This is a genomic window from Paenibacillus sp. 4624 (assembly GCF_050435065.1).
In the GTDB taxonomy this organism is placed as follows: Bacteria; Bacillota; Bacilli; order Paenibacillales; family Paenibacillaceae; genus Paenibacillus; species Paenibacillus amylolyticus_D.
In genome coordinates this window covers 336,150-362,904 of record NZ_JBNDJR010000003.1, presented here as the reverse complement: position 1 = coordinate 362,904, position 26,755 = coordinate 336,150, and the positions used below count along the sequence as shown (strand labels likewise).

General features: G+C 44.4%; 25 protein-coding genes and 1 riboswitch. Of the genes, 7 read left to right on the top strand and 18 right to left on the bottom strand.

Annotated elements, in window-relative coordinates:
* Positions 1-57: 57 nt before the first annotated feature.
* Positions 58-546 carry a GNAT family N-acetyltransferase gene (locus ABIE27_RS09290; RefSeq protein ID WP_123065689.1) on the bottom strand — a complete coding sequence of 163 codons (489 nt, stop codon included), beginning with the start codon at positions 544-546 and terminating at the stop codon, positions 58-60.
* A gap of 200 nt (positions 547-746) precedes the next feature.
* On the opposite strand from ABIE27_RS09290, the gene xerS reads away from it, so the two are divergent.
* Entirely contained in the window at positions 747-1,838 is a 1,092-nt protein-coding gene (xerS, locus tag ABIE27_RS09285; RefSeq protein WP_123065690.1) for a tyrosine recombinase XerS, read from the top strand.
* Between the two features lie 963 nt (positions 1,839-2,801).
* Here the strand turns inward: xerS and mobB are convergent.
* Positions 2,802-3,398 carry a molybdopterin-guanine dinucleotide biosynthesis protein B gene (gene mobB / locus ABIE27_RS09280; protein WP_429350369.1) on the bottom strand — a complete coding sequence of 199 codons (597 nt, stop codon included), beginning with the start codon at positions 3,396-3,398 and terminating at the stop codon, positions 2,802-2,804.
* Positions 3,399-3,403: 5 nt separating this feature from the next.
* On the bottom strand, positions 3,404-4,672 hold the full coding sequence (locus ABIE27_RS09275; protein WP_429350500.1) for a molybdopterin molybdotransferase MoeA: 1,269 nt from the start codon (positions 4,670-4,672) through the stop codon (positions 3,404-3,406).
* A gap of 209 nt (positions 4,673-4,881) precedes the next feature.
* On the opposite strand from ABIE27_RS09275, the gene ABIE27_RS09270 reads away from it, so the two are divergent.
* Entirely contained in the window at positions 4,882-5,172 is a 291-nt protein-coding gene (locus ABIE27_RS09270) for an HNH endonuclease (protein WP_123065692.1), read from the top strand.
* A 114-nt stretch (positions 5,173-5,286) separates the two neighbouring features.
* Here ABIE27_RS09270 and ABIE27_RS09265 read toward each other — a convergent pair whose 3' ends face one another.
* The 5 genes from ABIE27_RS09265 to ABIE27_RS09245 all read right to left on the bottom strand — a co-directional run bounded on the left by ABIE27_RS09265 (position 5,287) and on the right by ABIE27_RS09245 (position 8,272).
* Entirely contained in the window at positions 5,287-6,036 is a 750-nt protein-coding gene (locus ABIE27_RS09265) for a DUF4247 domain-containing protein (protein WP_123065693.1), read from the bottom strand.
* Between the two features lie 11 nt (positions 6,037-6,047).
* Entirely contained in the window at positions 6,048-6,554 is a 507-nt protein-coding gene (locus tag ABIE27_RS09260) for a DUF4178 domain-containing protein (protein WP_123065694.1), read from the bottom strand.
* Between the two features lie 31 nt (positions 6,555-6,585).
* Positions 6,586-6,987: a DUF350 domain-containing protein gene (locus tag ABIE27_RS09255; RefSeq protein WP_123065695.1), complete on the bottom strand. Its 402-nt coding sequence runs from the start codon at positions 6,985-6,987 to the stop codon at positions 6,586-6,588.
* Between the two features lie 95 nt (positions 6,988-7,082).
* A complete protein-coding gene (locus ABIE27_RS09250; protein WP_090916647.1) occupies positions 7,083-7,754 on the bottom strand; it encodes a PspA/IM30 family protein in 672 nt (223 codons plus the stop codon).
* 182 nt (positions 7,755-7,936) lie between these two features.
* On the bottom strand, positions 7,937-8,272 hold the full coding sequence (locus ABIE27_RS09245) for a hypothetical protein (RefSeq protein WP_123065696.1): 336 nt from the start codon (positions 8,270-8,272) through the stop codon (positions 7,937-7,939).
* A gap of 154 nt (positions 8,273-8,426) precedes the next feature.
* Between ABIE27_RS09245 and ABIE27_RS09240 the strand changes: the two genes are divergently transcribed.
* Positions 8,427-9,245 carry a polysaccharide deacetylase family protein gene (locus tag ABIE27_RS09240; RefSeq protein WP_123065697.1) on the top strand — a complete coding sequence of 273 codons (819 nt, stop codon included), beginning with the start codon at positions 8,427-8,429 and terminating at the stop codon, positions 9,243-9,245.
* A gap of 128 nt (positions 9,246-9,373) precedes the next feature.
* On the opposite strand, the gene ABIE27_RS09235 is transcribed toward ABIE27_RS09240, so the two are convergent.
* The 3 genes from ABIE27_RS09235 to ABIE27_RS09225 all read right to left on the bottom strand — a co-directional run bounded on the left by ABIE27_RS09235 (position 9,374) and on the right by ABIE27_RS09225 (position 12,604).
* Complete coding sequence (locus ABIE27_RS09235; protein WP_123065698.1) at positions 9,374-10,045, bottom strand: 3D domain-containing protein; 672 nt, start codon at positions 10,043-10,045, stop codon at positions 9,374-9,376.
* A gap of 2 nt (positions 10,046-10,047) precedes the next feature.
* A riboswitch (cyclic di-AMP (ydaO/yuaA leader) is annotated at positions 10,048-10,244 on the bottom strand.
* Positions 10,245-10,428: 184 nt separating this feature from the next.
* The gene (locus tag ABIE27_RS09230; protein ID WP_123065699.1) at positions 10,429-11,151 is read right to left on the bottom strand and encodes an amino acid ABC transporter ATP-binding protein; all 723 of its coding nucleotides are present in this window, start codon (positions 11,149-11,151) and stop codon (positions 10,429-10,431) included.
* Positions 11,138-12,604 (bottom strand): ABC transporter substrate-binding protein/permease, encoded by a 1,467-nt coding sequence (locus tag ABIE27_RS09225; protein ID WP_123065700.1) that lies wholly within the window; start codon positions 12,602-12,604, stop codon positions 11,138-11,140. Before ABIE27_RS09225 ends, ABIE27_RS09230 begins: the two co-directional genes overlap by 14 nt.
* Before the next feature lie 198 nt (positions 12,605-12,802).
* On the opposite strand from ABIE27_RS09225, the gene ABIE27_RS09220 reads away from it, so the two are divergent.
* A complete protein-coding gene (locus tag ABIE27_RS09220) occupies positions 12,803-13,978 on the top strand; it encodes a M20 family metallopeptidase (RefSeq protein ID WP_123065701.1) in 1,176 nt (391 codons plus the stop codon).
* Positions 13,979-14,176: 198 nt separating this feature from the next.
* Here the strand turns inward: ABIE27_RS09220 and glgA are convergent, their stop codons facing one another.
* Complete coding sequence (gene glgA / locus ABIE27_RS09215; protein WP_429350368.1) at positions 14,177-15,607, bottom strand: glycogen synthase GlgA; 1,431 nt, start codon at positions 15,605-15,607, stop codon at positions 14,177-14,179.
* Complete coding sequence (gene glgB / locus ABIE27_RS09210) at positions 15,604-17,625, bottom strand: 1,4-alpha-glucan branching protein GlgB (protein WP_429350367.1); 2,022 nt, start codon at positions 17,623-17,625, stop codon at positions 15,604-15,606. The genes glgA and glgB overlap by 4 nt, the downstream gene beginning before the upstream one ends.
* 196 nt (positions 17,626-17,821) lie before the next feature.
* Between glgB and ABIE27_RS09205 the strand changes: the two genes are divergently transcribed.
* Positions 17,822-19,048, top strand: a complete 1,227-nt coding sequence (locus ABIE27_RS09205) for a glucose-1-phosphate adenylyltransferase (protein ID WP_123065704.1) — start codon at positions 17,822-17,824, stop codon at positions 19,046-19,048.
* Positions 19,049-19,162: 114 nt separating this feature from the next.
* Here ABIE27_RS09205 and ABIE27_RS09200 read toward each other — a convergent pair whose 3' ends face one another.
* The 5 genes from ABIE27_RS09200 to ABIE27_RS09180 form a co-directional block, all read right to left on the bottom strand.
* The gene (locus ABIE27_RS09200; RefSeq protein ID WP_123065705.1) at positions 19,163-20,716 is read right to left on the bottom strand and encodes a sensor histidine kinase; all 1,554 of its coding nucleotides are present in this window, start codon (positions 20,714-20,716) and stop codon (positions 19,163-19,165) included.
* A complete protein-coding gene (locus ABIE27_RS09195) occupies positions 20,713-21,411 on the bottom strand; it encodes a response regulator transcription factor (RefSeq protein ID WP_090916668.1) in 699 nt (232 codons plus the stop codon). Before ABIE27_RS09195 ends, ABIE27_RS09200 begins: the two co-directional genes overlap by 4 nt.
* A gap of 14 nt (positions 21,412-21,425) precedes the next feature.
* A complete protein-coding gene (locus ABIE27_RS09190) occupies positions 21,426-22,742 on the bottom strand; it encodes a hypothetical protein (RefSeq protein ID WP_205127939.1) in 1,317 nt (438 codons plus the stop codon).
* Between the two features lie 12 nt (positions 22,743-22,754).
* Entirely contained in the window at positions 22,755-23,480 is a 726-nt protein-coding gene (locus ABIE27_RS09185) for a phosphonate ABC transporter ATP-binding protein (RefSeq protein WP_123065707.1), read from the bottom strand.
* Positions 23,481-23,563: 83 nt separating this feature from the next.
* Positions 23,564-24,745: an MFS transporter gene (locus tag ABIE27_RS09180; protein WP_429350499.1), complete on the bottom strand. Its 1,182-nt coding sequence runs from the start codon at positions 24,743-24,745 to the stop codon at positions 23,564-23,566.
* Positions 24,746-24,965: 220 nt separating this feature from the next.
* Between ABIE27_RS09180 and ABIE27_RS09175 the strand changes: the two genes are divergently transcribed.
* Together ABIE27_RS09175 and ABIE27_RS09170 are read left to right on the top strand one after the other, a co-directional pair.
* Positions 24,966-25,886: an ArsR/SmtB family transcription factor gene (locus ABIE27_RS09175; protein WP_123065708.1), complete on the top strand. Its 921-nt coding sequence runs from the start codon at positions 24,966-24,968 to the stop codon at positions 25,884-25,886.
* Positions 25,887-25,948: 62 nt separating this feature from the next.
* Positions 25,949-26,713: an HAD family hydrolase gene (locus ABIE27_RS09170; RefSeq protein ID WP_123065709.1), complete on the top strand. Its 765-nt coding sequence runs from the start codon at positions 25,949-25,951 to the stop codon at positions 26,711-26,713.
* The last annotated feature ends 42 nt before the right edge of the window (positions 26,714-26,755 follow it).

The following is a 26,755-nucleotide window of genomic DNA, read 5'->3' as shown; positions in this document are numbered from 1 at the left end:
TGTTAGACCTCCTTTGTTGTACTATAGGGTTCCAATTTACAGACTGTTTTTACGACTTCAGGTAACAAAATACTGACTGGGATTGCCCAGTTCAGGATGAAATTTTTCTCGAAAACGCCCTCCGGTATAATCCCCAATAATTTTACGCCAAAATGCCTGTGCGATCACATTGTTCCGAACCTGTGTCACTTTCCACCGCCCAGGGAAACGTCTAAATAATTCGTAAGCGGCATTGGTTCCAACCCCACTGCGTCGGTATTTTTGCATAACAAAAAATTCAGTTAGATAGTAGTCATTATCCTTGCTCCCGGGATCTAACTTCTCCACAAGTGCAAACCCCGCTGGTGCCCCATCACTCGTGATCAAAAAAGGAAACTTGCGGCCTTTCTCCGTCCAGAACGCATCCAGTCCCGGATATTCTGGGAAAATACCATTCTGATCTACATCAATATTCAGATATTTCGTAAAATCATAGAGATAAAATTGCATGAGATGCCGAATCACCTGACTGCGTTCGCGGGGAACCAGCTCAATCTGCATATTCATTTGGTTCGCCTCCTCTAGTCTGTATGTATACATACTGTAAACCTTTATAACATGAAGGGCAACAACGCGACAAATCGTAACCTGTGTAGCCCAATGCCTGACTCTTCCTCTCAACATAATCAAACAAGAAGATTGCATGTAAATTATGGTACACTTACTATACTTGTAGAAAAATAACCGTTCACATGGAGGTGCCGAACTTGACCAACGTGCAAAAAGAGATTGACCGACGCAAATTAGATGAAAAACTTCCATCCATGCCCTGGTTTGTTCAGCAATTCATTGACTATAAACTGCCTGATCTGTCTCCGTCCACACTGCTGGAGTATTTGAGAGATTATGATACATTTTTCAGCTGGCTGCGTGCAGAAGGGTTATCCCAAGCTGGTTCTAACCAAGGGGTAACATTGACCGAACTTGAAGTGCTGCGTATGGATTCGGTTACTGCGTACCGACTATTTCTGACTACAAAGCGTGAGGGAACCAATTCAAGAATTACGGTTTCACGCAAGCTTTCTTCCCTGCGGTCGCTATTTCATTATTTAAGCCAAATTGCTGAAGATGAAGACTTTTATCCCCTGCTTAAACGTAATATCATGGCCAAGATTGAGATCAAGCGCACTCATAAACCCAAAGACACTGCCGCGAAACTCAAAGGCAAGATATTGGAAGAGAATGAATTACTCGAATTTATCGGTTACATTCTTGAAGGCTATGCTACAGATATGCAAAAGAACAAACAAGCTCTTTACTCACATGAGCTGAACAAAGAACGGGATGCCTGCATAGCTAGCCTCATCCTCAACTCCGGTCTACGGGTATCGGAAGTGGTTAACCTGAATGTGGATGACCTCGATCTGGGTAACAAACTGCTCTATGTTTACCGCAAAGGTAACAACGATGAAACGTACAAAACGCCGGTATACTTCAGGGAACAGGCCAAAGATGAACTGGCAACCTATATGAATCTCCGGCAATCACGTTACCGCACACCCAAACGAGAAAAAGCGCTCTTTATTGCACTGCGTAACGGGGAATCCGAAGGCAGTCGAATGACTAAACGTGCGATTCAGGCGATGATCATGAAATACGCTAAATGTTTTGGCAAACCGTATCTTACCGTGCACAAATTACGCCATTCTTTTGCCACCGACTATTATTTGCAAAATGATATCTACAAAACGAAAGAGCAACTGGGTCATGCTTCTACTGAAACAACCGAAATTTATGCGCATCTGACCGACAAAACGATGTCCGAGGCCATCGAACGCCGCGTGGATGACAACGTCTAAAGCTAGCTAGACTCATCTTATAGCTCGAACTATACTACGGCTCAATAAATGTGTTATTACAAGAGTCTCGCGGACAATTGCGCATGTGGATGGCCACTCTTGTCATGAAACAGTGCGCCGCGTGTTATACGCGATGAGAAATAAGCTCCAAAATGAAGTAACAGGCCATTCGAAGAAACAAGGTTAATCCAGAAAGCCATTAGAAAGCTATTCAAAATTTGATGGTCATTAACCATTCGATCGATGGCCTGTTGTCTCATCTGTGCGTAATGTTTTTTAGAAGCATTGATCAAAAATCAGTTAAATTGGGCATTATAACAGTTATATATTAAAATTGTTTATATTCAATCGAAGTTTCGTTTTATTTTAGATAGTCAAAACCCGCTAATCTTGTAGATGTACATCTATAAATGAATTAACAGTTTACATAATAATAGTTACGTTTAATAACGAGAGCCCTTACAGACCTTGATCACTCTAACGATCTCAGATGAGCTTATTTGGCCCGTATAAGTCCCTCCGGAATTCTAACGATCACCACAGACCTTATTTGGCTAAATACGTAAGTAAAACGACCATTTTCATATAAAATTCTTGAAATAAGCTCTCCTGTGATCGTTAGAAAATACAGCGAACCCTACTTCCGCATTTGATTCCCAAGTATCTACTTTTATAGTCATTCTTTCACTCACTTTACTTCCACAGTACTTGCCTTTACACGACTTGCTTTCTTTTGTTTGTTTTTCTTTCTTTACACGATTCCACTTAACATTTATTGTTTGGAAACACATCACTTACTCACACTACTTACTTACTTACACGACTTACTATACATAGATAACATCCATTCTACTTTTCCATTCATTTTACTCTTCCTGTACCTTCCGCCTTATTTCCTTCCATTTTTCTGACTTTGACCGTGCTTTACTCTCTCCGCCCTCTCAAATTTTTGTGTTTCTTAATTCAATCAACGCACTCATTGTCAGATTTGGTATAGGTCGATTTTAGCTGAAGCAGCGCCTCTAAAACGGCTTCCCGTTCATGGAACAGGAAACTGGCCATAGCTCCTTTGCTTATCCCCTGTTTCTTATCAATCTGAGCACTTAATTTTTCCGTTCCTGCTGCCTTCATCAACTCCGATGTCCAAAAAACAATGCCAACTACCTGTTTAAGCTTGCCAACCAGGGTCAGGTCATCGGCTTCGCGCACCATCACCAATTTGGGATACGGAGCATCTTTGAAACCTTCAATCACAATCCAGTCATAGTCTGAGAACTGATTCAACATATCGTTAAGCCGGGTGTTATGCTGCTTAATGATCGCCGTTCTTTTCTGAGACATCACCGCAACAGCTGCTGCACCTGCCTTGCCAAACTGATACGAGTCCGTACCTTCCTGGTCCATCTCAAAATGGTCATGTCCATCATGTTTAATCGCAGCGACCTTCAATCCTTTTGAAGCAAGTCCGGCGATTAATGCAGCTGTCATTGTTGTTTTACCTGTATTTTTATATCCAACAACTTGAATGATCTTTGGCTCTGAATCAGTCTTTTTATCCATTCTCGTTACCTTGCCTGCCCGGTTGGAAGTTTAAGGATTTTGACCTGCTCCCCTGCAGCTATGCCCTTTTTCTCAGGCGGAATTACAATGAGGCAGTCACTGTCTTTAATGGTGATCATGACACTTGACTCATCCACACGCGATGCAGCTGGAGCCGCAAATACTCTTCCATCTCGAATGATCGTACGTCCACGTACAAAACGCGTGAAATTGTTCACCTTTGCATAGCCGTCCTCCAAAATTACATTCCATTCTTCCAAATAAGGATGGGCATCTGCTTGCATTGCACGAAGTGTGGGACGAACAAACAGATTAAATCCAACAAAACACGCGCCCGGATTGCCTGACAATGCAAATAAAAGCTTCTCCTTATATATGGCAGCCGTAGTTACACTGCCTGGACGCATCGTGACTTTGTTAAAGAGAAGTTGCATCTGTTCTTCCAGCACAAGTTCGCCCATAATATCGTAGTCCCCAACGGACACGCCACCTGTCGTCACAACGATATCATTGTCACGAATCGCTTCCTCCAGTTTTGCCCTGGCTGTATTCACATCATCTGCAATGGCTCCGTACATGACCGGCTCTCCCCCCGCTTCAACAACCAGAGATCGCAACATATAGCTGTTGCTGTTGCGGATTCGACCCGGTTGCAGCGGCTCATGAACTTCAAGCAACTCCGTTCCTGTAGCAAAAATAGCCACCTTAGGTCGTTCAAAGACCGGCACTTCTGCCACACCAAACGTTGCCAGCACAGATTGTTCGCCTGCTCCGATTACAGTACCGGCCTCAATCAGTTGTTGTCCCACCTGCACTTCAAGCCCAATGGGAGTAATATTAGCCCCAGTCTGGATCTGACGTTTTAGAGCAATCCAGTGCTCACCTTGTTCTTGCTTGCTTTCCGTCATCTCCATCATAACGACAGCATCCGCGCCATCGGGTACTTGAGCACCGGTCATGATTCTTGCGGCCGTTCCAGGTGTAATAGTGTGTTCTGGTGTATATCCGCACGGGATTTCATCAATAACGCGAAACCACACTTGATGATCACTTGTAGCTGCAGCCGTATCTGCACTTTGAATCGCGAAACCATCCATACCTGATCTGCGGAAAAAAGGATACGCGTGCGGGGCTTCAATCGACACTGCAAGTGTGCGGCCGTGTGAATCAGCAAGGGGCACATGTTCAATCCGACCTGCGGATACCTGAGCAGCGATTCTGCTCTGTGCTTCCGACACTTGTACAGCCGTACGATGGAATTTGGCGGTAGTCATATCATATGAATGGGAACTTTGTTTCACAGTAACATTCCTCCTGAAGTCTTTTCTCATTTAAGAAAGTGTAGCCCGAATATATGCCGATGACAAGTCGATTGCTCACTGAATCAGAACAAAAAGAATGTTTAGGATACTCAAGGCCAACAGGTAACATGAAATACGCTGCCTTTGCACATAATAGCATTCGATAACGGGAGGTGATCGCGATGAATCATCATTGTGAATTATGCGGGAGAGAACCCGTTGAGACTACAGTTCATCATTTAACGCCAAAGGAAATGGGCGGTAGCTTCTTGCCCACAGCCAATCTATGTATTCCTTGCCACAAACAAATTCACTCGTTATATACAAATCGAGACCTCGTCACGCTGGGACTGACGGATCTGCAATCTCTGCGGACAGATGAACGAATTATTCCTTACCTGCGCTGGATACGCAAACAACCTGCTTCTACGATCCCTCGCGTTCGCAAATCCCATCACGTCCGTAAATCATAAAAAATAACAGTAACAAGGTGCTGCTGACATATTCGCCAGTCTCACCATGCTACTGTTATTTCGTCTTACATCATAATTATCCTATAAATCATAAGTATGAGGCTCTTCGAAATGTTATCTTCGCCTCATAATCCTGCCGCCACCGACCCTGGTCTTTGGCTTTTTGTAAGATTTTTTCGGTGAATCAAACAAGCCACCCAAACCTCCGCTACTTTTGTTGCGATCGATGCTTCCTCTACTTTGATCCTTTTTGCGGTCAAACAAACCGCCGCCAGAACCAACACTTGTGTCCTTATCACTGCCGCGCCGTGTAATGGAGCCTTTTCGCTCAACGGTAATAGGCGGAGCCAACTTTTTATCATTGCTCGTTGGCGCCCGATAGGATCCCGCACTCGGTTTGTACGTATCCCGTTCCGTGTATCCCCGATAGTTGCCTGACCCGCGTCCACTAAAAGTATCAAACAAATTCCCAATCAGGGTTGCCGTCAGATATCCTTGTAAAAAGGAAGAGCTATAGTTCTGACGAACATATTCCTTGGAATCGACTTCGACGAGCGTATCTTCTGGTTTCTTAGGATCTTGTTGCAAATGATAATATTGGTCTTGATACACCAGGAACATACGCTCTGTATTTTCTGCCGAAATCTGGTCGGGTTTTCGTTGATCGGACAGCTCCTTTGCCACTTCAGGAACCGTGCGATCTACAGCCCGATACACATAAGACGTGGATTGACCGCTGCCACTTACCGATTCAAGAGGATATGTATCTTGTACGGAAGGAGCTGCGCCACACGCAGACAGCAGAGACATCACAAGGCTGAGGACCAGCATTAACTTTAATCCATGTGCCAAGCGTTTTTTCATTGGAACCTCTCCTAGTTCGAACGAATCACTTTGATATCCGCAGGAAGAATGGACTCACCCTCGTAGAGGTTAAACCTTCTGTCTTGCCATTCCACACGAAGAAGTTTGTTATCATCCGATTGATACTGCCACACAAGCTGCTCACCAGCCTGACCATAAGGTGTTCTCCCCACGGTCTGAACCATACCTCCATACTCTTCCTCCAAATGATACACATGATCATCCAGTTCAAGAATCGTTGGCACCTCGTCAGGGGCATCAAGTCTCCCATCAATAGGCGTATACAGGGCATAACGTGTTATTTCACGTTCTTCTACATGCAAATATCGAAATGCACTTCCGTCCTGCAACGTTAATACAACTGCATTACGAGCCCGATTTTGTACCCTGCCAACCACTTCATAGGTAACTAAAGACACTTCGCAGATATCCCCAGGAGCAAGCTGGAGCATCGTTTTTTCCACTTTGGGCGGCTCGGGCTTTGTTAGTATTCCTTTAATACGTTTCCATACACTCATGCCAATTACTCCTGTTCCTTATCTTATCGGCTTACAAGCACGCTGCAATAATCAATGCGCCTACGATATGCAAAGCGCCGGAGAACAATCCATACCCTGTCTTACCTTGTTGTATTCCCGTATCCAGATCCAATGTGGCCCATTTGCGAATCATAAAGTGAACGACACTTTCCAGAATCAATAAAATGATGAAAGATACGACTGAAACAAGCAACGCTTCTCCAAGATGTCCTGCTGTTGAGATGGATGTTGCAAGCACGTATCCTTGCGCAAATAACTTCATCACCATCCGGGTCGTGACTGCCATATTGCCAGCTTTAACTTCTGCAAAATCCTTGTATTTCGTAAAGAGTGAATCCACATACATCAGTACAAACAGCAAAACCGAACCTGAAAACGTCCAGACCAGCATCGCCAAAATGTTCAAATCCATTTACACAGCCTCCACTTATCAACATGATCCGCATTTAAAAGCGAAGGAGAAACGCTGTTCCCCTCCGCTGGTTAACCCTGCTGAACGCCAAGGTGTTAGTTTTTATTTTCGTACTGTTTCATGAGTGCAGCAAGTTCATCCTCAACAGCCGCATCTTTACCAAGTTTCTCAAATTCCTCGTCAAGTGATTTGCCTTTGGAAGACATTTCGTTGCTTGCTTCAGCCTGAGCTTCCATCTGCATCATTTTCTCTTCCATACGTTTCAGGCCAGCACTTGCCGTGTCTGAGCTAAATCCATTCAGTGCTTTGTTGATTTCGGTTTGTGCTTTGGCTGCGTTATAACGAGCGACCAGCGTTTCGCGTTTATTTTTCATCTGCGTTAATTGTTTGCGCATCTCATCGAGTTTACCACGAAGATTGTCTGCGGACGCTTTGTTTTGATCGTAGCTGGCTTTGTATTCCACCATTTTCTCTTCCGCTGCTTTTTTCTCTTCCAGAGCGCGGCGAGCAAGGTCCATGTTCTGTGCACGCGCTGCCGTGTGAGCCTGCTCTTCACGTTTTTTCACGAGTGCTTCCTGTTCCTCGAACAATTGCTTGAACTTCTTCTCGATCGCGATTTGTGCGGCTACTGCTTTCTCTGCATCTTCCAGATCTTCTTGCATGTCACGGATATATTGATCCGTCATCTTGATTGGATCTTCAGCTTTGTCGATAATCGCATTGATGTTAGACATTGTCAGGTCACGTAATCTTTTAAAAATGGACATTAGGTTATTCCTCCCAGTGGATTGTGCATTGTATATAAAGATACATACGTTACAATCTGCAACTCGTTTCAATTTTACAAAAAAAAATTAAAACTTGATGACCACATCTAATATTAGGAGGATTACCACTTCAGATTTCACTTATCCAGACATTTAACTTTTGACTTGTTACCCGGAGAGTTCTACACTATTTTTTTATTCAAATGTTCATCCATTAGTCTCTCAGCAGTCAGCACGATCTCATCGATCTGCACTCGTGTAATGCTGTCAAAATGAATGCCCATAATAACAGTTACCGTAACTTTCAGTTGCAGAGCCGCTTTGCGAGCAAGACGCTCACATAGTTCTTGTTCCTTATGTCCCGGAATATGTACCGTCGTTCCACTAACCCGATCATGGTCAACATAGAATGTAGCTACAGCCCCAATATGAGCTTTACCACCCGTAACCAGAAATACCTTGTCCTGCCCTGCCTCGAAAACCTCTAAACGAATCGACTTCAAATCATATGTACTCATCGTCTCTCCACCTATCCTTCTCTATATGTTATATATGGTGGAATTATGGCTTTCATGACCTGATGATGCAATGAAACTTCTCACACACGCATAAAAGAAGCATGCAGCGGGCATACCATAGAGAACGCAATTTTGAAAAAAGGAGGCCGTTAACATGCGAATACGCCTCGTCTTGCTCGCACTCGTTACCATTATATGTTCTGGGGTTTATACAGCTCCTTTAGCCCCTGCTCCTGTGTCTGCTGCTTCATCGGAGGAACCTTCTGCAAACCCCAGTGATACACCGGCTTCTGACTCAGGTGTTAGAGAAGAACAGTTGACTCTAGGCCAACTCCGGCAGAAGTACGCAGATACGTTCAAAACCAATGGCCCTTCCACCAAACAAGTTGCGCTGACTTTTGATGATGTGCCGGATCCGAGATTTACGCCGCAGGTACTTGATGTATTAAAAAAATATAAGGTTCGTGCCACCTTTTTTGTTGTCGGCAGTCGTGCAGAGAAACACCCGGACTTGGTGAAACGTATGGTGAAAGAAGGACATATCGTCGGTAATCACAGCTACAATCATCCTGAATTCAGCAAGTTATCGATGACTGCCTTTCGCAAACAAATAGTACATACCGGCGATATTATTCACCGCCTGACGGGATATACGCCCAAAATGATTCGTCCTCCATATGGGGACATTAACGAAGAACAGTTGCGATGGGCTGCAAAACAGCACTACAGCATCGTGAATTGGAATGTGGATTCTCTCGATTGGAAAGGACTAGACAAGGAAAAGGTAAAACATAATATTCTGACCGCGGTGAAACCTGGTTCCATCGTATTACAACATGCTGGTGGCGGTACAGGTTCGAACTTGAAAGGTACAGTAGAGGCTTTGCCCGAGGTTATTGAGGAATTGCGAAACCGTGGGTATGAATTAGTTACATTGGACGAGATGCTTAAACTTCCAAAAGAAAAACAATAAGTAATAAAACAGGGTGTCTCTCTACGTAATCATGAATCGTGCCTATCATGATTACGCAAGAACACCCTGTTTATGTTAATTCTCTATTCAACTCATCCCCCATATACAGACAGGGGAGGGTTTAAGCCTTATTTTAAAATGTACAACTCAATATCCTGAAAACCAAACGAACTAACAAACTGTTTGCTCCCAGGGATAAAGATGTCAATGCGATTTCCCTTTATTGCGCTACCTGCATCCAAAGCCGTTGCTACGAAAGCCTGTTTCGGCAATCCAGGGTGCGTATGACCTGTCACCAACACCTTGGTTCCAAAAGGAATAATCTTTGGATCCACTGCGATCGTGCCGAGTTCGAGCGGGTTGCCAAAATAATCAACGGGGCCCCATCCACCGTTCTCGGATGCATCCGCGGAATACGCTGTTGCTTTAACATTCAGCGTTTTGCTGTAGTCAAACGTTTTTCCCCAAGCCTGTACAACTTTATTATCTGTATTCACATCCAGGCTTGCAGCAGTAACCGTTTTTTCCTGCGACTTCGCTTGAACCGGTGCCGCTTCTACTTTGTTTTCGTTACCTGGGATTGTAATTTTCAAACCACCATAGATGTTATAAGGTGAGATGTCTTTATTCGTTTTAATCAATGTGTTCATGTCAACGCCGTATTGCTTAGATAAGGTGAAGAAGGTATCCCCTTCTTTGGCCACATGAACGGAATCCGCGTGAGCCGGGACGGCTTGAATGAATAGAATGGATGTCAGTAGTGCGATGGCAGTTTTGGCTAAACGTTTCTTGTTATACATGGTCTTCCTCCCTCATGATGCCTGCGAAGTTAGTTGTCGGATTCGGATGGAGGAGCCCACCCTATAGGCTGTACGTGACACGCTGAAGCATTATGTATTCCTAATTCACCCCAAGCAGCATATTTCTGATATGCCTTCATATGTCTGCATTGTTACATCCCCCGCACTTCCGCTTCGGAAGTTTCGGCAGTCTTGAATATATCACAATTTTGTAACCTAAAGATGTAGTAAATGTTTCCATTTGGCGTTTTAATTCAATATACAGGTAACAGAAAAGTTACTTTTTCGGCTCTACCTTTTCTGCAAACAACAAAAAAGCGTTACCGGATCTTTCAATCCGATAACGCTTTTATTCTTTGATTCTATATAAAGAATGGGATGAATTAAAGTACTTTTGCAAGAAAGTCTCGAGTACGCGGATGTTTTGGTGCTCCAAACACTTCATCCGGGGTACCTTCCTCAACGATGACACCGCCGTCCATAAATAGAATGCGGTCACCCACCTCACGCGCAAAACCCATCTCATGCGTTACAATGACCATCGTCATTCCGCCTTCAGCAAGACGTTTCATGACTTCCAATACCTCTCCAACCATCTCCGGATCAAGGGCCGATGTAGGCTCATCAAACAGCATCACATGCGGCTGCATCGCGAGCGCTCTTGCAATGGCAATCCGTTGCTTTTGTCCACCGGACAGCTGGTTCGGATATACATCTTTTTTGTCCGCCAAACCGACTGTCTTTAGTAGATCCTCGGCAATTTTGTTAGCCTCATCCGTGGATTGTTTTTTCACCTTGATCGGAGCAATCGTGATATTTTGCTGAACCGTTTTATGAGGGAACAGATTAAAGTGCTGGAACACCATGCCCATCTTCTCACGTGTAGCATTAATATTATGCTTGGGATCAGTAATCGATACACCTTCGAAATCAATCTGTCCCGATGATGGTTGCTCCAGCAGGTTCAGACAGCGCAAAAATGTACTTTTTCCCGAACCCGAAGGACCAATAACTACAACGACCTCACCTTTGCCAATCGTCACGTCAATGCCTTTCAGGACATCGTTTTTACCGTATGATTTGTGTAATTGTCTAACGTCTATCACTTGCACCCAACTTCCTTTCCAATCGTCCGAGCAGCTTGGACAGAATAAATGTCATGACAAAGTAAATCGCTGCCGCAATAATGAACGGGTTCAGACCCTGGAACGTAAGATTTTTGACTACACTTGCCTGATACATAATATCCACCATGCCAATGACGGAAATAATCGATGATTCTTTAATGATCGTTACGAACTCGTTACCAATGGCTGGCAAAACGGCCTTAAAAGCCTGCGGCAGAATAATATAACGCATCGCTGCGCCTCTGCCCATCCCCAGTGAACGAGCTGCTTCCAGTTGACCACGATCTACACCTTGAATACCGGCACGGAAAATCTCGGCGAGATACGCACCGCTGTTAATAGAAAGCGTCATAATCCCTGCTTGAAGTGCTGAGAAGTTAATACCGAAGGTTAAGGACACCCCGTAATAGATAATCATGAGTTGTACCAGCATTGGCGTCCCGCGGATTACCTCTACATAGGTTGTACCAATCCAGCGGAGAATCGCCATATTATGAAGACGGAACAGGCAGATAATCAGACCGATAATAACTCCGAATAATACGCCCAGAGCCGACAACAGAAGTGTGTAACCGATACCTGTCGCATATAAGCCTTTATATTCCCAAAACAGTTGAAAAATGTTTTGAGATTTGTTGACTTTATCAGCCATCAAGAGACTTGCTTCCTTAACCATCTCGTTGATTTTATCTTCGCTTTTTAATCGCTCTAAAGTTTGGTTAACAGCGGTTAACAGCTCTGTGTTGCCTTTACGAATCCCGACAGCAGCCTCAGCCTGTTCTTCGTCAGGAACTGCTGCAGCAAGACCGATAATGTCATCCAGGTAGCCAGCGGCTACGGTATCTTCTACAATAGCTGCGTCAACACGTTTCGTTTGCAATTGAAGCACGATGTCGGAGATTTTATCCAGTGAAGTCAGCTTTGCACCAGGGATCTTTTGTCCGATGGTTTCTTGAATGGATCCCTTTTGCACACCAATTTTAACATTTTCCAGTGATTTCATGTCCGGATATTTATCCTTGTCGACATTACGAACCATAATCACTTGTTTCGATTTGTAATACGTATCTGAGAAATCGATGCTTTTCTTACGTTCATCCGTCGGTGTCATGCCCGAGACGACTAAATCTACACGACCACTTTGAAGCGCGGGCAAAAGTCCGTCGAAGCCCATATCCTCGATAACGAGTTCAGCGCCAAGATCCGCCGCAATTTCTTTGGCAATGGCAATATCAAATCCGACGATTTCGTCTTTGCCATTGATGACTTTGTGGAATTCATATGGTGCAAAATCGGCACTTGTCCCGAGCACCAGTTTTTTACCGCCTGAGCTGTTGTCTGTTGTTCCGCTCGCCAGCGCTGCAGGTGCAGCAGCCGTCAGAAAAAGAAGGAACGTTAACAGCATTACGGTATAACGACTTATTAATTTCAACCTTGTTCTCCCCTTACAATGCTATAATTACGATTACTTACTGATTCGTCAGTCATGTTGATGACTGAGTCATTATAAAGTACAATGCATGATTATGCAATGCATTTTCAAGATCAAATCTTGACTTGTTTTTAAAAAAATACTGCAAACATGTTATACTCATGGAGTTATTTTCATTTTTGCCTAAGGAGTTAAGCCATGACAACAAATAAAACCCAAATTTTTAACGTTATTGATCAATATGCTTCCCGTTTCAAAGACATTTCATCATATATTGGAGCCCATCCTGAACTTGGAAATGAGGAATATCTAGCCTCCGCCCGTTTGAAGGAAGAATTGTCCTATCATGGATTTGAAGTACAAGCTCCAATTCTCGGACTGGAAACAGCTTTCATCGGTACTTATGCTTCGAGCAAGTCCGGCCCGACCATTGCCCTACTATGTGAATATGATGCTTTGCCTGAAATTGGTCATGCTTGCGGACACCACCTGATCTGTATGATGAGCCTTGGGGCAGCCGTTGGCCTGAAAGCCATTGTGGATGAAGTCGGTGGGACGATCAAGGTGTTTGGTACACCTGCAGAGGAGACACGCGGGGCTAAAGTTCCGATGGCGGAAGCAGGGCTATTTGATGATTGTGATGTTGCGCTTATGGCACATCCTTATTATGCCTACGAAAAATCAGGCAGTTCCCTTGCCATTGATGCTGTGCAATTTGAGTTTCATGGCAAATCTTCACACGCGGCAGCAAGCCCGCATGAAGGGATCAATGCTCTCGATGCGGTCATTCAAACGTTCACTGGAATTAACGCCTTCCGGCAACAAGTGAAAAGCAGTGTTCGTATTCATGGAATCATTAACAGCGGCGGACAGGCTGCAAACATTATTCCGGACTATGCTTCTGCTCAGTTTTACGTGCGTGCAGCCACACGTAAAGAACTGAATGTGCTGACCGAACGGGTCGTTCGGATTGCACAAGGCGCTGCACTTCAGACCGGATGTAAACTCGTGACATCCAACTACGAAACATCCTATGATGAGATGGTTACGAATGAGACCTTCTCTGACGCGTTCAGTCACAATTTAATTGAACTTGGTATTCCGCAGGAAGAGATTGTCACTGGAAACGACCATGGCTCGATGGATATCGGTAATGTTTCCCTGAGATGCCCAGCGATCCATCCTTATATCCGTGTTGTTGATGAAGTTCATACACTGCACTCCATTGAATTCCGTGATTTGGCGTTGCAAGAACGCGCTCTGGACGGCATGATTTTGGGAGCCAAAGCGCTCGCGGCTACAGCTTATGATGTTCTGAGCAAGCCTGAACTACTGCAAGCCATCCGTGAGGAATTTGAGCAAATCGCTCGCTAAAACTGCTTGTATTCGATTACAGATACACCGAGCTATCTTTAAAAAAGAAGGACCGCATGTGATTCTGGGGTATGTTTGGACCGCATTGAATGATTTAATTCAAGTCTGGCATCCAAACTTACTCCATTTTTTGTAATAGCAAAAGCCGCAGTTTTTAAACTGCGGCACTCCATACGTAAATATAACCTTATTTCTAAATCACATCTGAATTCGACGATAAATATCCATATATTCCTCCGCCGATACATCCCAGCTGTATTCCCCGCTCATTGCGTTTTTCACAATTTTCTTCCACTCATCCGGCTTCCGATAGAACTCTTCTGCACGCCGAATGGTATTCATCATGTCATGTGCATTAAAACTAGTAAATGAGAAGCCGTTACCTTCTCCTGTGAACTCATTGTAAGCTTGGACCGTATCGTTTAATCCCCCAGTTTCCCTTACCAGTGGTACACTTCCATAACGCAATGCCAGCAACTGGCTGATTCCACACGGCTCAAATTTGGATGGCATCAGGAAGATGTCACTACCCGCATAGAAACGACGAGATAACCCGTCATTGAATGTGATCTGTGCTGACATTTTTAGTGGATACCGATTAGCAGCCTCTTTGAACCAATGTTCATAAGCTGAATCTCCAGTCCCCAGCACGGCGAATTGAATGTCATCGTAGTAGAGCAGTTCATCCAGAACACGGCATACCAGATCCAATCCTTTGGAGTCAACGAGCCTGGTCACCATGACCATCAGTGGTGCATCTGGACGAACCGGAAGTCCCAGTTCTTTTTGCAATTCGATTTTATTCTCGATTTTTTTCGACAAGCTTGATCTATATTTGACTGCAATTTTATTGTCTGTTGCCGGGTTATAACTTTTGGTATCAATGCCGTTCACAATGCCGCTGAAGCGATCCCCGAGCGAACTCAGTAATCCATCCAGTCCATACCCATAATACGAAGTCTGCACTTCTCTGGCATAGGTTGGGCTTACCGTTGTCACATGATCAGAATACACAATACCTGCTTTTAAGAAATTGACATTCCCATAATATTCGGCGCCTTCCATCGTAAAATACCGATCATCAAGCTCCAAAATTTCGCTGAACAATTGGTGCGGAAATACACCTTGATACAACAAATTATGTATGGTGAAAACCGTTCGGATTTCACTATAAAACGCATCATGTGCATAGTGAGCCTTTAACAACAACGGAATCATACCCGCATGCCAATCATGTGTATGCAGAACGTCCGGCTTAAAATCAATCTGTGGGAGCACCTCAAGCACCGCACGGTTAAAAAATGCAAATCGCTCGCCGTCATCCATGTACCCATAAACGCCATCCCGTGCAAAATAGTACTCATTGTCAATAAAATAAACTGGAATTCCTTCATACTCCAGCATTTCAATGCCACAGTAGGCTCTGCGCCAACCAAGTGGAACATCTGTCACGAGCACAGGTTCCATCGCTTCTTTGTACTCTTCAGGTATCCCCTTATATTTCGGCAAAATGACACGTACATCTGCTCCGTTATTTTTCAACGCCTGCGGCAGAGCACCGATTACATCAGCCAGCCCCCCCGTTTTGATAAACGGATGGGCCTCTGCTGCTGCAAATAATATATTCATGCCTTAGTCCCCCTCTTTGGTTTAGACTTGCTATTTTCTTTTTTTTCAGTAATTTTTTCCGTCTTTTTTTTCGATTTCACGGAAGCGCTACCTTCAGCGATGGGCTCCGTTTTCCGGCGTGTATTCTTTTTTAAAATAACGATACTTAGCGGCGGTAAATCCACTTCCAGGCTGTTTGCATGCCCGTGAAATGGAATCTTTTCCGTAGGGATCAGCATATCATTAACTATCCCTGAACCACCGTAATCCGAATGATCACTATTCAATATTTCGGTATACATACCGGGACGCATGACGCCAATCCGGTAACGCTCCCTTTTGACAGGCTGAAAGTTAATGAGCACAAGGAGTGTATCCGCAGGTTTTTTTCCTTTGCGTACATATGAAATGACACTTTGGCCCTGGTCATCCGGAGTGATCCACTCATAACCGTCAAAGGAATGATCAAGCTCCCATAAAGCTTTTTCACGGACGTACAGCTCAGAAAGCTCGCGCTCGAACTTGTGCAGGCTGCGGTGACTATCATAGTCCAGCAAAAACCAGTCCAACTGATCTTCATCTTTCCATTCGATGAACTGGCCAAACTCTCCACCCATGAACAACAGCTTTTTGCCCGGAAATGTCATGAAATAACCGAGGAACGCACGCATACCCGCAAATTTCTGCTCATAACTTCCTGGCATTTTGTTCAAAAGGGACTTTTTACCATGCACCACCTCGTCATGAGAAAGTGGAAGCACATAATTTTCAGAAAAGGAGTATACAACCGGAAATGTTAGCAAATGATGTTTGGAAGCACGTTCATGAAAATCAGATTCCATGTAATCTAACGTATCATTCATCCAGCCCATGTTCCATTTATAGTTAAACCCCAGACCACCCTTGTCTACTGGCATGGTGACCATTGGCCATGCACTGGATTCTTCAGCCATCATTAAAGCATAAGGATAATATTCGAATACAGTGGTGTTCAACTGTTGTAAAAATGCGACAGCTTCTTTATTCTCCAGGCCACCTTCATCGTTTGTACGATATTGACCTGGTTCCTTTTCAAAATCAAGACGAAGCATACTCGTCACCGCATCAACACGGAGTCCATCAAAATGATACATCTCCATCCAGTACAGTGCATTCGAAATAAGGAATGAGCGAACCTCAGGTTTGGAATAATCAAAACTAAGCGTTCCCCAGCCCGGCTTCTCGGCTAACATTGGATCTGCGTGCTCGAAGAGAGGTGTACCATCAAACAGACGTAAACCATGCTCATCTTTGGCAAAGTGAGCCGGTACCCAATCCAGCAATACACCAATGCCCGCCTGATGTAGTGTATCCACCAAATACATCAGATCTTTGGGTTGCCCGTAGCGGCTTGTAGGTGCGTAAAAACCGGTATTCTGGTATCCCCATGACAGGTCATATGGGTGTTCACTAAGGGGCATCATTTCAACGTGGGTATAATTCATTTCAAGTAAATAAGGAACAAGCAAATCCGCCATCTCACGATAGCTATACAGGCTTCCATCGTCCTTACGCTTCCATGTACCCAAATGCATTTCATAAATATGTAGAGGTTTGTTATACATGGAGCGTTGTTTACGTCTCCATGCACCGTCATTCCACTTGTAACCTTCAAGGGAACTTGTGATTGACGCCGTTTGAGGACGAACTTCCGCTTCAAATGCATAAGGGTCTGCTTTGAGAATTTCAGTTCCGTTTTCCGTTAAAATACGAAATTTGTATAAAGTACCTTCTTCAATTCCCGGAAAAAAACGACTCCAAAATCCAGATTCGGGTATCTTATATAAAGGTTCCTTTTCCCCTTGCCATCCATTACGGTCCAGAGCCAGTCCCACTTCTACGGCATTGGGTGCCCATACGGTAAAACGGAATCCTTGACGGTGATCGCGAGTCTCAGGATGCGCGCCCAACATTCGATAACTGTGATGAAGATTACCTTCATGAAATAAATAAATATGATCAGATAACATATCCGGTTGTGCCAACGGTTCAATAGCCATGGGATCACCTTCTTTTCTCCAGAAAATAGATATAACGTTAACCATTACCCCATTCTAGCCAAGTTGAAAAGAAAAATGCGTTGTTTTAAAAAATGATGTATTTTTTCAGAATTTTTACAATAGCTATCGTTTCAGAAGCTTCGCTTTCGTTTACTAATGTACTACACTGCACAAATATTTTGGGAGGGAAACAATCATGTTTAATAAAGATTGCATCGCTATGCTGTTGGCGGGAGGAGAAGGAAAGCGATTAGCTCCTTTAACCTCGAGAATTGCAAAACCCGCTGTACCGTTTGGCGGGCACTATCGGATCATTGATTTTCCTCTCAGTAACTGCGTTAACTCAGGGATCGACACTGTAGGTGTTCTGACGCAGTACCAAGCGGAATCATTGCACGAACACATTGGTCAAGGAGAGCCATGGGCACATGGTGATTCAAATGAGACCGGAATCTCCTTGCTTCCATCTTATCATACAGGAAATGACGAATACTTGGGAACTGCGGATGCCATATATAAAAATATGGACTATATTGACCAGCAAAACCCAGAAAATGTTCTAATTTTGTCGGGCGACCACATATATCATATGAATTACCGCGAAATGCTTGAAACACACAAGGCTAATAATGCAGCAGCAACTATTTCCGTAATGGAAGTGCCTTGGGACGAAGCTCACCGCTTCGGAATTATGGCTGCAGATGAAAACATGCGTGTGACCGAATTTGCTGAAAAACCAGCTGAACCAAAAAGCAACTTGGCCTCCATGGGGATTTACATGTTTAATTGGCAATATCTGAAACGTCACTTGCTTAAGGATGCTGCGAATCCAAATTCCAGTCATGACTTCGGAAAAGACGTTATTCCACAGATGTTAAATGAAACCAATTCACTTTACGTATATAACTTCAATGGCTACTGGAAAGATGTTGGTACGGTGAAAAGCCTTTGGGATGCGCATATGGATCTGTTATCTAACGAAGAGAACTGGAGTCTGCAGCGAGAAGATTGGCCTATGTTCACCCGCGAATGGCGCTCCAAACCAAGCGCGATCAAAGCCAGACAAACTCAAATGGAACATCTGGCTTCCATGATTCACGACTCTTGCGCTATTGAAGGCCGTGCTGAACGCTCCGTCATCTTCTGCGGTGCTGAAGTTGGCAAAGGCTCTGAAGTGCTTGACAGTGTTATTATGCCTAATGCACGCGTAGGCCGTGGTGTTCATATCGAACGTGCTATTATCGGCGAAGGAGCCATTATCAAAGATGGTGCCATTGTTAAAGGTACAGCAGATGAAATTGTTGTAGTAGGTCCGAATGAGATCGTCGCACCTAAACCAGCCGTACGTACGCAACCTGTACGTATTCTCAAAGAAGTGTATGAAAAAAGTGGTCGTCTCCGTGCTGGTGAATTATCCTCATAATTTCCTTATGATGTTCCTTAGATGTAAAAAGGCGAGCCATTATGGCTCGCCTTTCTGGTCTCACTGTATATGATGTTTATTGTCTGCTACAACCGTATCTGTGACAATGACGAATTAGCGCTTCTCGCCCTCCGTTGATGGGTCATGAGCCTGTATTTGGTCATTCTGGTCTGACTCCGAAGTTACGTTTGCCGCTTTCCCAGGTTTATCAGCTTCAATCAGCGCTCCCCCACTTGTCATATCGTGTTCCACTGGCGCTATCTCTTGCTTAAGCATCGGTAAGGATACAGTCACCGTCGTCCCCGATCCAAGCTCACTTTGCATCGTAATGGTGCCCTCATGCAGTTCCACAAGCTCCTGGGTAATGGCAAGACCAAGTCCCGTACCCCCATTTTGGTGATTTACCTGGAAGAAACGATCCCTTACTTTAATCAAATGTTCTTCGCTGATTCCGATACCTGTATCCTGCACAACGGCCACGATCTGATCATTTTCTTCTTTCACCGTGAGGAATATCCATGAGTTCTCATGTGAGAATTTGATCGCATTGTCCACGATGTTTAAAAACACCTGCTTCAAACGATTGCCATCACCATATACATTGTAAGCACGTGTCTCGTCCGTCTCCAACTTTAGATGTACCTGCTTTTGTTCAGCTTTAGCCCATACGTTCAGCATGGTCTCTTGCACAACTTCACGGATATTAACCGTGCCTTTAACCAGCTTCATCTGATTTTGCTGCAGTTTGGAGAAATCGAGCATCTCTTCCACGAGCCCAATCAATCGCTCCGTTTCCTTCGCGATGATCCCCATACCAATACGTGTTTCTTCCGGATCGTATCCACCTGAATCAAGCGTTTCACTCCAGCCTTTGATACTGGTCAGTGGTGTGCGCAGTTCATGGGAAATGGACGAAATAAAATCGTCTTTAATCTGATTACTACGCACAATTTCATGAGCCATGAAGTTAAGCGTTGATGCGAGTTCGCCCAGTTCATGTTTATAATTCCCTTTGACCCTGACATCAAGCCGTCCTTTCGCCATCTGAGCAGATACCGCTGTAATGCTATTAATTGGACGGACGATGGAGTTGGCCATTCCAATACTGATAATTAACACGATGGCCAGTACACCTACGCCTACGGCAATAGCCAGTAACCCCATGACAAGTAACTTGGAGTTTACAGATTCGAGCGAAGTCAGATAACGTACAATGTACGTATTTTCACCGCCCAGATCGAATTTATTGGCAACCGCCATCACTGATTCGCCGGTGTTGGGTTGTCTGCCAATCCATCGTCCCATATCCCCGTTTAAGGCTTGCATAATATCGCTCGTTTGTAATACCGCTCGATCTGATTCAAATGCTGTCGAACTCGCCAGCACACGACCATTCAGATCCAAAATTTCTAGTTCGGTATTATCTAACGCCAGACGCACCAGAAGCCGGGACAAGTTGTTATTGCCGTCTTCCCCATTACTAGCTCTGGCAATGGGCTCAAGGAAGTCCCTGTTATTGGTAATATGCGTGCTGATGGTATTGTAAATGCTCTCATAATAATACCGCTGCACAGCTAGCATAAACACAAACTCAACAAGTACCAGAGCGAGGAAAACGACAATAAAGTAGTGTAATACGATCTGCCGCGTGATCCCCTTTTTGATCATTGATCCCGGCCCTTCCATTTGTACCCGTGACCCCATACAGTTTGCAGGTATTCAGGCTCGGAAGGATTGTTCTCAATTTTTTGACGTAGACGACGGATGTTCACATCAACAATTTTAGGATCACCCATATATTCTTTGCCCCACACATGGTCCAGTAGCAAGTCGCGGCTCAGCGGCGTATTTTCTTTTTCCAGGAAGAACTGAATCAAAGAAAATTCCGTGGGTGTTAATTCAATAGCTTCATTATTCTTTTTAAACTGTTTGGAGATGAGATCCAGTGAAAACGGCCCCGATTGGAACGTTACTTTAGCCGCAGTTTCACGGTGTACGTTAACACGACGAAGCAACGATTGAATTCGCGCAATCAGTTCAGTCGGGCTGAACGGTTTGCTTACATGATCGTCTGCCCCTACGGAAAGGGCATATACTTTATCCTGCTCCTGAACCTTGGCTGTCAAGAAAATAATACCGAGCCGTTCGTTCGTTTCACGAATCCGCCTGCATACTTCAAACCCGTCAATGCCGGGAACCATAACGTCCAGCAGTGCAAGATCAATATCGGGTACAGATTGCAAAATGCGTAAGGCCTCATGACCATCGCCAGCTTCCAGCACTTCGAATCCATTTCTTTTTAAATTAATGACGATAAAACTGCGGATGGATTCTTCATCCTCAAGAATAAGTACTTTACTCATCAAGTTCTTCCTTTCTATTCAGCTGAGAAGTTTTTGCTTAATGCGTCCTTGCCCGCCTCAGATTGTGCAACACGCGATGCAATCACTCGATCTTTCGTTCGAGTAATTTCCTTCCAGCTCTTTCCCTTTTCAAGATCCCACTGAGAAAACGTAAAATATTTGATCTCGGCTACGGTTTCATCCGTTTTGATCATTTTGAACCGAATATATTTTTCCTTCTCCGATTTGGTATCAATCGTGATCTTGCCATACCATTCTGGTTTTAGGTTCAGATGGAACAAATCCGCATCATCCCGGAACTGGAACGACACAAATTTCTTCCCCTCTTTACCATCCCACTGGTAGAAAGTATAAAACCACATTCGTGAATCAAATACGTAGTGCTCCCAGCCTTTGGGTGTTTCTTTTAATCCAAACTCAATAATACCATCATTATTCACATCACCGCTTAAAATTTTGTCATCTCTGTACGTTTGATCCGGTGATTTAAAAGCACTAACGAGTTTATTGTCTTTTACATACATGATCTGTGTAAACGAACTTCGATCATCGAGATCTGCATCCAGTACAATCCCCATTTTTCCATCCGCAATCTCACCGCCAAGGGCGTTGTACACTTCTTTAACCGTATAGTCCGTAACAACACGATCCATTTCCTTAAAACTATCATCCTGATACTGATATAATGCAATGCTGGCAAAACCACTGGCGTTCAGCGAAACCACAACAAAGTCACTCTTACCATCTCCGCTTAAATCCAGCGCGTTACCCTGCATATCATCAATAATCACCTGATTATACGGTACACCGCCCAGCACTTGTTCCAAAACCCCGCCCTTGTAGGAGTATGCGGTCAAAGCTTTTTGATCCTGCAGGCTCACACCAAGAACGATATCCGGATTACCGTCATTTGTAATATCCATAACCTTGAATGATTCCAGTTCATTGCCTGGCACATCAAACGTCAGTTTTTTGACCCAGGCTCCTCCCTGCTCTTCCAAAATCATACCGTGGATACGCACATTCTCATTAGGGGTCTCGTAGAAAACACTCGCCTCGCGAATACCGTCACCGTTCAGGTCTTCCACACGAATCATGCTGGTATTGCTCATATCTTTAGGCCGAATCAATTTACTTTCAGGCGGTGTTTCCTTTTGCACAATGTTATACAGTTTCTCTTTGTCCGTCGACATCATCGGCGGCTTCATTAGAAGCTTGGGGTCACTGATCACTGTACAGCCACTTAGCACGGTTCCGAGCAGAACAGCCATTGAACCCGCTGCCATGCAGCGTCCCCATCGCGAATTAAGCAATTTCATCACTCTTTTCATTAAGCACTCATTTTAAATCTGATTTTTCTCCTGTTGTGTCAATCTCCGTCCTCGTATATCAAAAACGATCCTGCCTTCTGCGATTCCCCAGATTCGCGAAGCATGTTTCTCTGCCAGTTCAATGGGCAACACGGCAATGACCGTAGCTCGTTCCTCTTCACACAATTTGCGCAGCGTTTCCAGTACAGCATCAGCCGTATGTGGATCGAGTCCAATGACAGGTTCATCTGCCAGAACAACCTTGGCACCATGAGCAAGTGCTCTTGCAATCGCTACTCGCTGCTTTTCGCCGCCGCTCATTTTTTCAGCAAGCTGATGCGCTTTATCCAGTAACCCCAGGCCTTCGAGGTGGTCCATCGCTCCCATGTAGTCATCTGATCGTACCATGCCTGTTGCCATTCTCCATAATGGTGTCTGACCAAAACGCCCGATAAGTACGTTCTTTAGAGCCGTTTTTCTAGGATATAACTGCGGGTTCTGTTCCAAGTATGCCCATTCCCGCCGGATTTTTTGTTTACCGCTCCAGCCCTCTTTCAAAATATCCATGCCGTCAACAGTAAAACGTCCTGAATCCCACGTCTCCTTCATCGCCAAACATTTCAGCAACATGCTTTTGCCGCTCCCGCTGGAGCCGACCACCGCAATCATTTCCCCTTGTTGCATATCAAAACGAATATCACGTAGAATCGGAATACGATCCGCTCCAACGGATTTGCTCAAGTTCTCCACTCTGATCATCGCGATGTCTCCTCTTGTCCATGTTTTTCCCTACTACTAGTGTACTCGGAAATGGACATCAATTTCCATGCGAACACCAGCTTCTATTTTAACACAAATTCCGCTTCGCGTTTACGTCGAAATGATAGTCCTGTGATACCAAAAATAAAGTACATACATCCAAGCATGACAAACATACTGCCAGGTGAAACCCAGTTGATCAACTGACCTCCCAGATTCGGTCCAACGATGCTTCCTATCGTGAAGTGAAAGGACGCTACCACATTGGCTGCGGGCAGCAACACTTTAGGTAAAATATCTGCGGCATAAGCGAGTCCCAGCGAGAAAAATGAACCGACGAGCCCTCCGGCAATAAGCAATAGCACAAGTGTCAGCCAGAAATGGGTACCCGCCAAAGGAACCAGCGTAAATGCTAGACCGCCGCCCATTCCGGCTATCATAAGAATTATTTTTCGACCATATCGGTCACTTAATATTCCGAGCGGAAGCTGCAGGAATAGTCCACCAATCCCTATAAAAGGAAGCAAAGAGGCAATCTGATCGGTATCATATCCCACACGAAGTCCGTATACGGGAAAATTGCTGTTCATGCCTGCTTCCATATAACCGTATAAAAGAGCTGGCAACAGTGCATACCATGCCCAAGCGAAACTGCGGCGAAAGCGTCTTTCTGGAAGATGAGCATGTTCTGCTTTTTCCGGCTTCGTATCCGGAAGCTTCATAAGTACTAGAATGAGCACAGCCGCCATGCCAAGAAACAGCACTAAAAATGGAACAGCATCACCAAACCCGAGCAACTTGATTCCTAATGGCCCGATACTGAAACCCAGTCCATAAGACATACCATAAAGAGAAATATAACGTCCTCTTTTCTCTGGAGTAGTGACTAACAGCACCCACAGCTGTGCTGCATAATGTAAAGCACTGTCGCCGATACCAACAATCAGACGCAGTACAAACCATATTTTAATATCAGGAAAATACGGGAACAAGACCAAGGGAATCATAACCAGAATAAGACCACCAACAATTAGCTTTTTAAATCCCAATGCTCCTAGTAAACGTTCGGCTGCCAGTGTCATGGCGAATGAACCAATGTAGAGCGCAGCAGCATTTAACCCGTTTAACCCGGGAGACACCCCTTGCTGTTCCAGAAAAATGGATAAGACAGGCAGCAACAATCCCTGACTGATCCCCGCCGCAACAATCACGGTAATCAAAATCAAATAATTAAAAGTTGAGGGTGATATTTTAGATTTGAACATCAAAGCCACGATATTTCATTCCTCCTGCAAGCGCAAACAAAGAAAAATCGCCATCGCTGACGATCTCCAGGCTGTTATTCATATGGATGTATACTTTCTTATAAATCAGGACTAAGCCCTGAACTTGAACATTATAGTGGACAACGCCCGGTAAAACAAGCCATAATAGTACATAAGTCGCTGTGAATACCTAGATGTGACGGGAGGATTCTGCATCATTATGGCTTATCACGTTAAAATTGATGTTTCACCGATATATGAGATGCTCAACAGCTTTTTAGTTTATGTCACGAAAAAGTGGATTCAGCATCTGGACATTGGTCCTGAATGGATTCTGGACGTTGAGCGCAAGCTAAGTTCCAACGTGCGAGCTGCGCTTGCACCCGCTGCTACGTGGCCTTTTGACGATTTTGATGTCCTGTTCGCCTGGGCAGCATATAAGAATACAACTTTAGAAAATCAAGACTTTCTGGACATGCTCACAGAGCTTTCGGCTGACGAATTATTTGCGCGCGTATCGCCATTAATGCCGGAACTTACGATAGAAGAATCGACGCGTATTCGGAACAGCTACGTCCCATTATTGCGACTATGGGATCAGCACTATTGCCGGAACATTAGCGAAGATCATCGGGTTTGGCTCGAAGAGGATGCTGAAGAAAAACGCATTTTGCTCGAAAAAATGGGCCCTGAACTGTTAATTGAATATGCTACCGCAGGTGTTATAGTGGAGCCAATCGCTGGTTTAAACGAAGTGATTCTATTCCCAACGGTGCATAACCGCCCTATTAATATGTACTGCTTTTATGAAGGCATGATGATTATTCAGTATCCCGTAGATATACCTGAAGAAAGTGAAGATGAGCCGCCAACGTGCTTGCTAAGGTTCACACATGCATTGGCCGACCCCGAAAGACTTCGTCTGTTAAGATACGTTTCCGACGAACCGAAGTCACTCTCGGAGATGTGTGAGGAGCTTGGTAAAGAACAAGATCCTGTCAAAGATCAGGTTACAGCTCTTCGCATTGCAGGTTTACTGCGCACACATTTACTAGGAAGTAATCGTAAAGAAAAATATAGCATCAGACCTGACGGAGTATCTGAATTGAATATGTTTTTAGAGTCCTACATTCGCATCTAACGAATTATTTTATAAGATAGTGAATGATCCGCAGGCAAGCGTAGGCAAGGAGTGAACTAGCGTTGACCTTATTTAAACAACATATCTTGTTTGACCTTGATGATACACTCGTGTATTGCAACAAATATTTTAATCTTGTTCTGGGTGAGTTCTTTGAGAACATGCAACAATGGTTTGACGGACATGCCCTGACCACACAGCAGATTCGGGAGAAGCAACTCGAAATCGATGTGACTGGCGTGAACAAAGTCGGATTTGCAAGTCACCATTTTCCACAGTCCCTGATTGATACGTATCGATATTTTTCTCGAAAATACGAGCGTGCGACATCAACCAAAGAAGAAACGTATTTGAGCAAACTGGGCATGAGTGTCTACACTCAGGACGTTGAGCCTTATCCGCATATGGTAGAAACGTTGGAGGAACTGAAGTCTGCCGGGCACTCCCTATACTTGTACACTGGCGGTGAGACCGTCATCCAGCAGAGAAAGATTGATCAGATGAAGCTCTCTATTTATTTCGATGATCGAATCTACATTCGTCAGCACAAAAATATTGAAGCATTGGAAGGCATTCTGTCCAAAGGTCCGTTTGACCGGCGAGCAACCTGGATGATTGGCAATTCGCTTCGTACAGATATTATGCCTGCCGTGAATGCCGGAATTCACAGCATCTATATTAAACAGCCTAACGAATGGCAATATAATATTGTTGAACTGCAGCCGAATCCGGAAACTTCGATGTATACCATCACAGCACTGGAGGAAGTCCCCAAAGTCATTCATGAGGATATCAAGCAGAAACAACAAAAAAGAACCCTTGGTTAAAGGGTTCTTTTTTGTTTACTTTCAATTATGCCTGTGATGCCT

What these genes read in the sequence shown, in the direction of transcription:
- glgA (WP_429350368.1), bottom strand. Translation starts at nt 15,607, where the DNA reads ATGAATATATTATTTGCAGCAGCAGAGGCCCATCCGTTTATCAAAACG.
- ABIE27_RS09195 (WP_090916668.1), bottom strand. Translation starts at nt 21,411, where the DNA reads ATGAGTAAAGTACTTATTCTTGAGGATGAAGAATCCATCCGCAGTTTT.
- ABIE27_RS09250 (WP_090916647.1), bottom strand. Translation starts at nt 7,754, where the DNA reads ATGTCCATTTTTAAAAGATTACGTGACCTGACAATGTCTAACATCAAT.
- ABIE27_RS09175 (WP_123065708.1), top strand. Translation starts at nt 24,966, where the DNA reads ATGGCTTATCACGTTAAAATTGATGTTTCACCGATATATGAGATGCTC.
- ABIE27_RS09190 (WP_205127939.1), bottom strand. Translation starts at nt 22,742, where the DNA reads ATGAAAAGAGTGATGAAATTGCTTAATTCGCGATGGGGACGCTGCATG.
- ABIE27_RS09275 (WP_429350500.1), bottom strand. Translation starts at nt 4,672, where the DNA reads ATGACTACCGCCAAATTCCATCGTACGGCTGTACAAGTGTCGGAAGCA.
- ABIE27_RS09180 (WP_429350499.1), bottom strand. Translation starts at nt 24,745, where the DNA reads ATGTTCAAATCTAAAATATCACCCTCAACTTTTAATTATTTGATTTTG.
- mobB (WP_429350369.1), bottom strand. Translation starts at nt 3,398, where the DNA reads ATGGATAAAAAGACTGATTCAGAGCCAAAGATCATTCAAGTTGTTGGA.
- ABIE27_RS09270 (WP_123065692.1), top strand. Translation starts at nt 4,882, where the DNA reads ATGAATCATCATTGTGAATTATGCGGGAGAGAACCCGTTGAGACTACA.
- glgB (WP_429350367.1), bottom strand. Translation starts at nt 17,625, where the DNA reads ATGGCTATTGAACCGTTGGCACAACCGGATATGTTATCTGATCATATT.
- ABIE27_RS09185 (WP_123065707.1), bottom strand. Translation starts at nt 23,480, where the DNA reads ATGATCAGAGTGGAGAACTTGAGCAAATCCGTTGGAGCGGATCGTATT.
- ABIE27_RS09265 (WP_123065693.1), bottom strand. Translation starts at nt 6,036, where the DNA reads ATGAAAAAACGCTTGGCACATGGATTAAAGTTAATGCTGGTCCTCAGC.
- ABIE27_RS09290 (WP_123065689.1), bottom strand. Translation starts at nt 546, where the DNA reads ATGAATATGCAGATTGAGCTGGTTCCCCGCGAACGCAGTCAGGTGATT.
- ABIE27_RS09200 (WP_123065705.1), bottom strand. Translation starts at nt 20,716, where the DNA reads ATGATCAAAAAGGGGATCACGCGGCAGATCGTATTACACTACTTTATT.
- ABIE27_RS09245 (WP_123065696.1), bottom strand. Translation starts at nt 8,272, where the DNA reads ATGAGTACATATGATTTGAAGTCGATTCGTTTAGAGGTTTTCGAGGCA.
- ABIE27_RS09235 (WP_123065698.1), bottom strand. Translation starts at nt 10,045, where the DNA reads ATGTATAACAAGAAACGTTTAGCCAAAACTGCCATCGCACTACTGACA.
- ABIE27_RS09240 (WP_123065697.1), top strand. Translation starts at nt 8,427, where the DNA reads ATGCGAATACGCCTCGTCTTGCTCGCACTCGTTACCATTATATGTTCT.
- ABIE27_RS09255 (WP_123065695.1), bottom strand. Translation starts at nt 6,987, where the DNA reads ATGGATTTGAACATTTTGGCGATGCTGGTCTGGACGTTTTCAGGTTCG.
- ABIE27_RS09220 (WP_123065701.1), top strand. Translation starts at nt 12,803, where the DNA reads ATGACAACAAATAAAACCCAAATTTTTAACGTTATTGATCAATATGCT.
- ABIE27_RS09205 (WP_123065704.1), top strand. Translation starts at nt 17,822, where the DNA reads ATGTTTAATAAAGATTGCATCGCTATGCTGTTGGCGGGAGGAGAAGGA.
- ABIE27_RS09260 (WP_123065694.1), bottom strand. Translation starts at nt 6,554, where the DNA reads ATGAGTGTATGGAAACGTATTAAAGGAATACTAACAAAGCCCGAGCCG.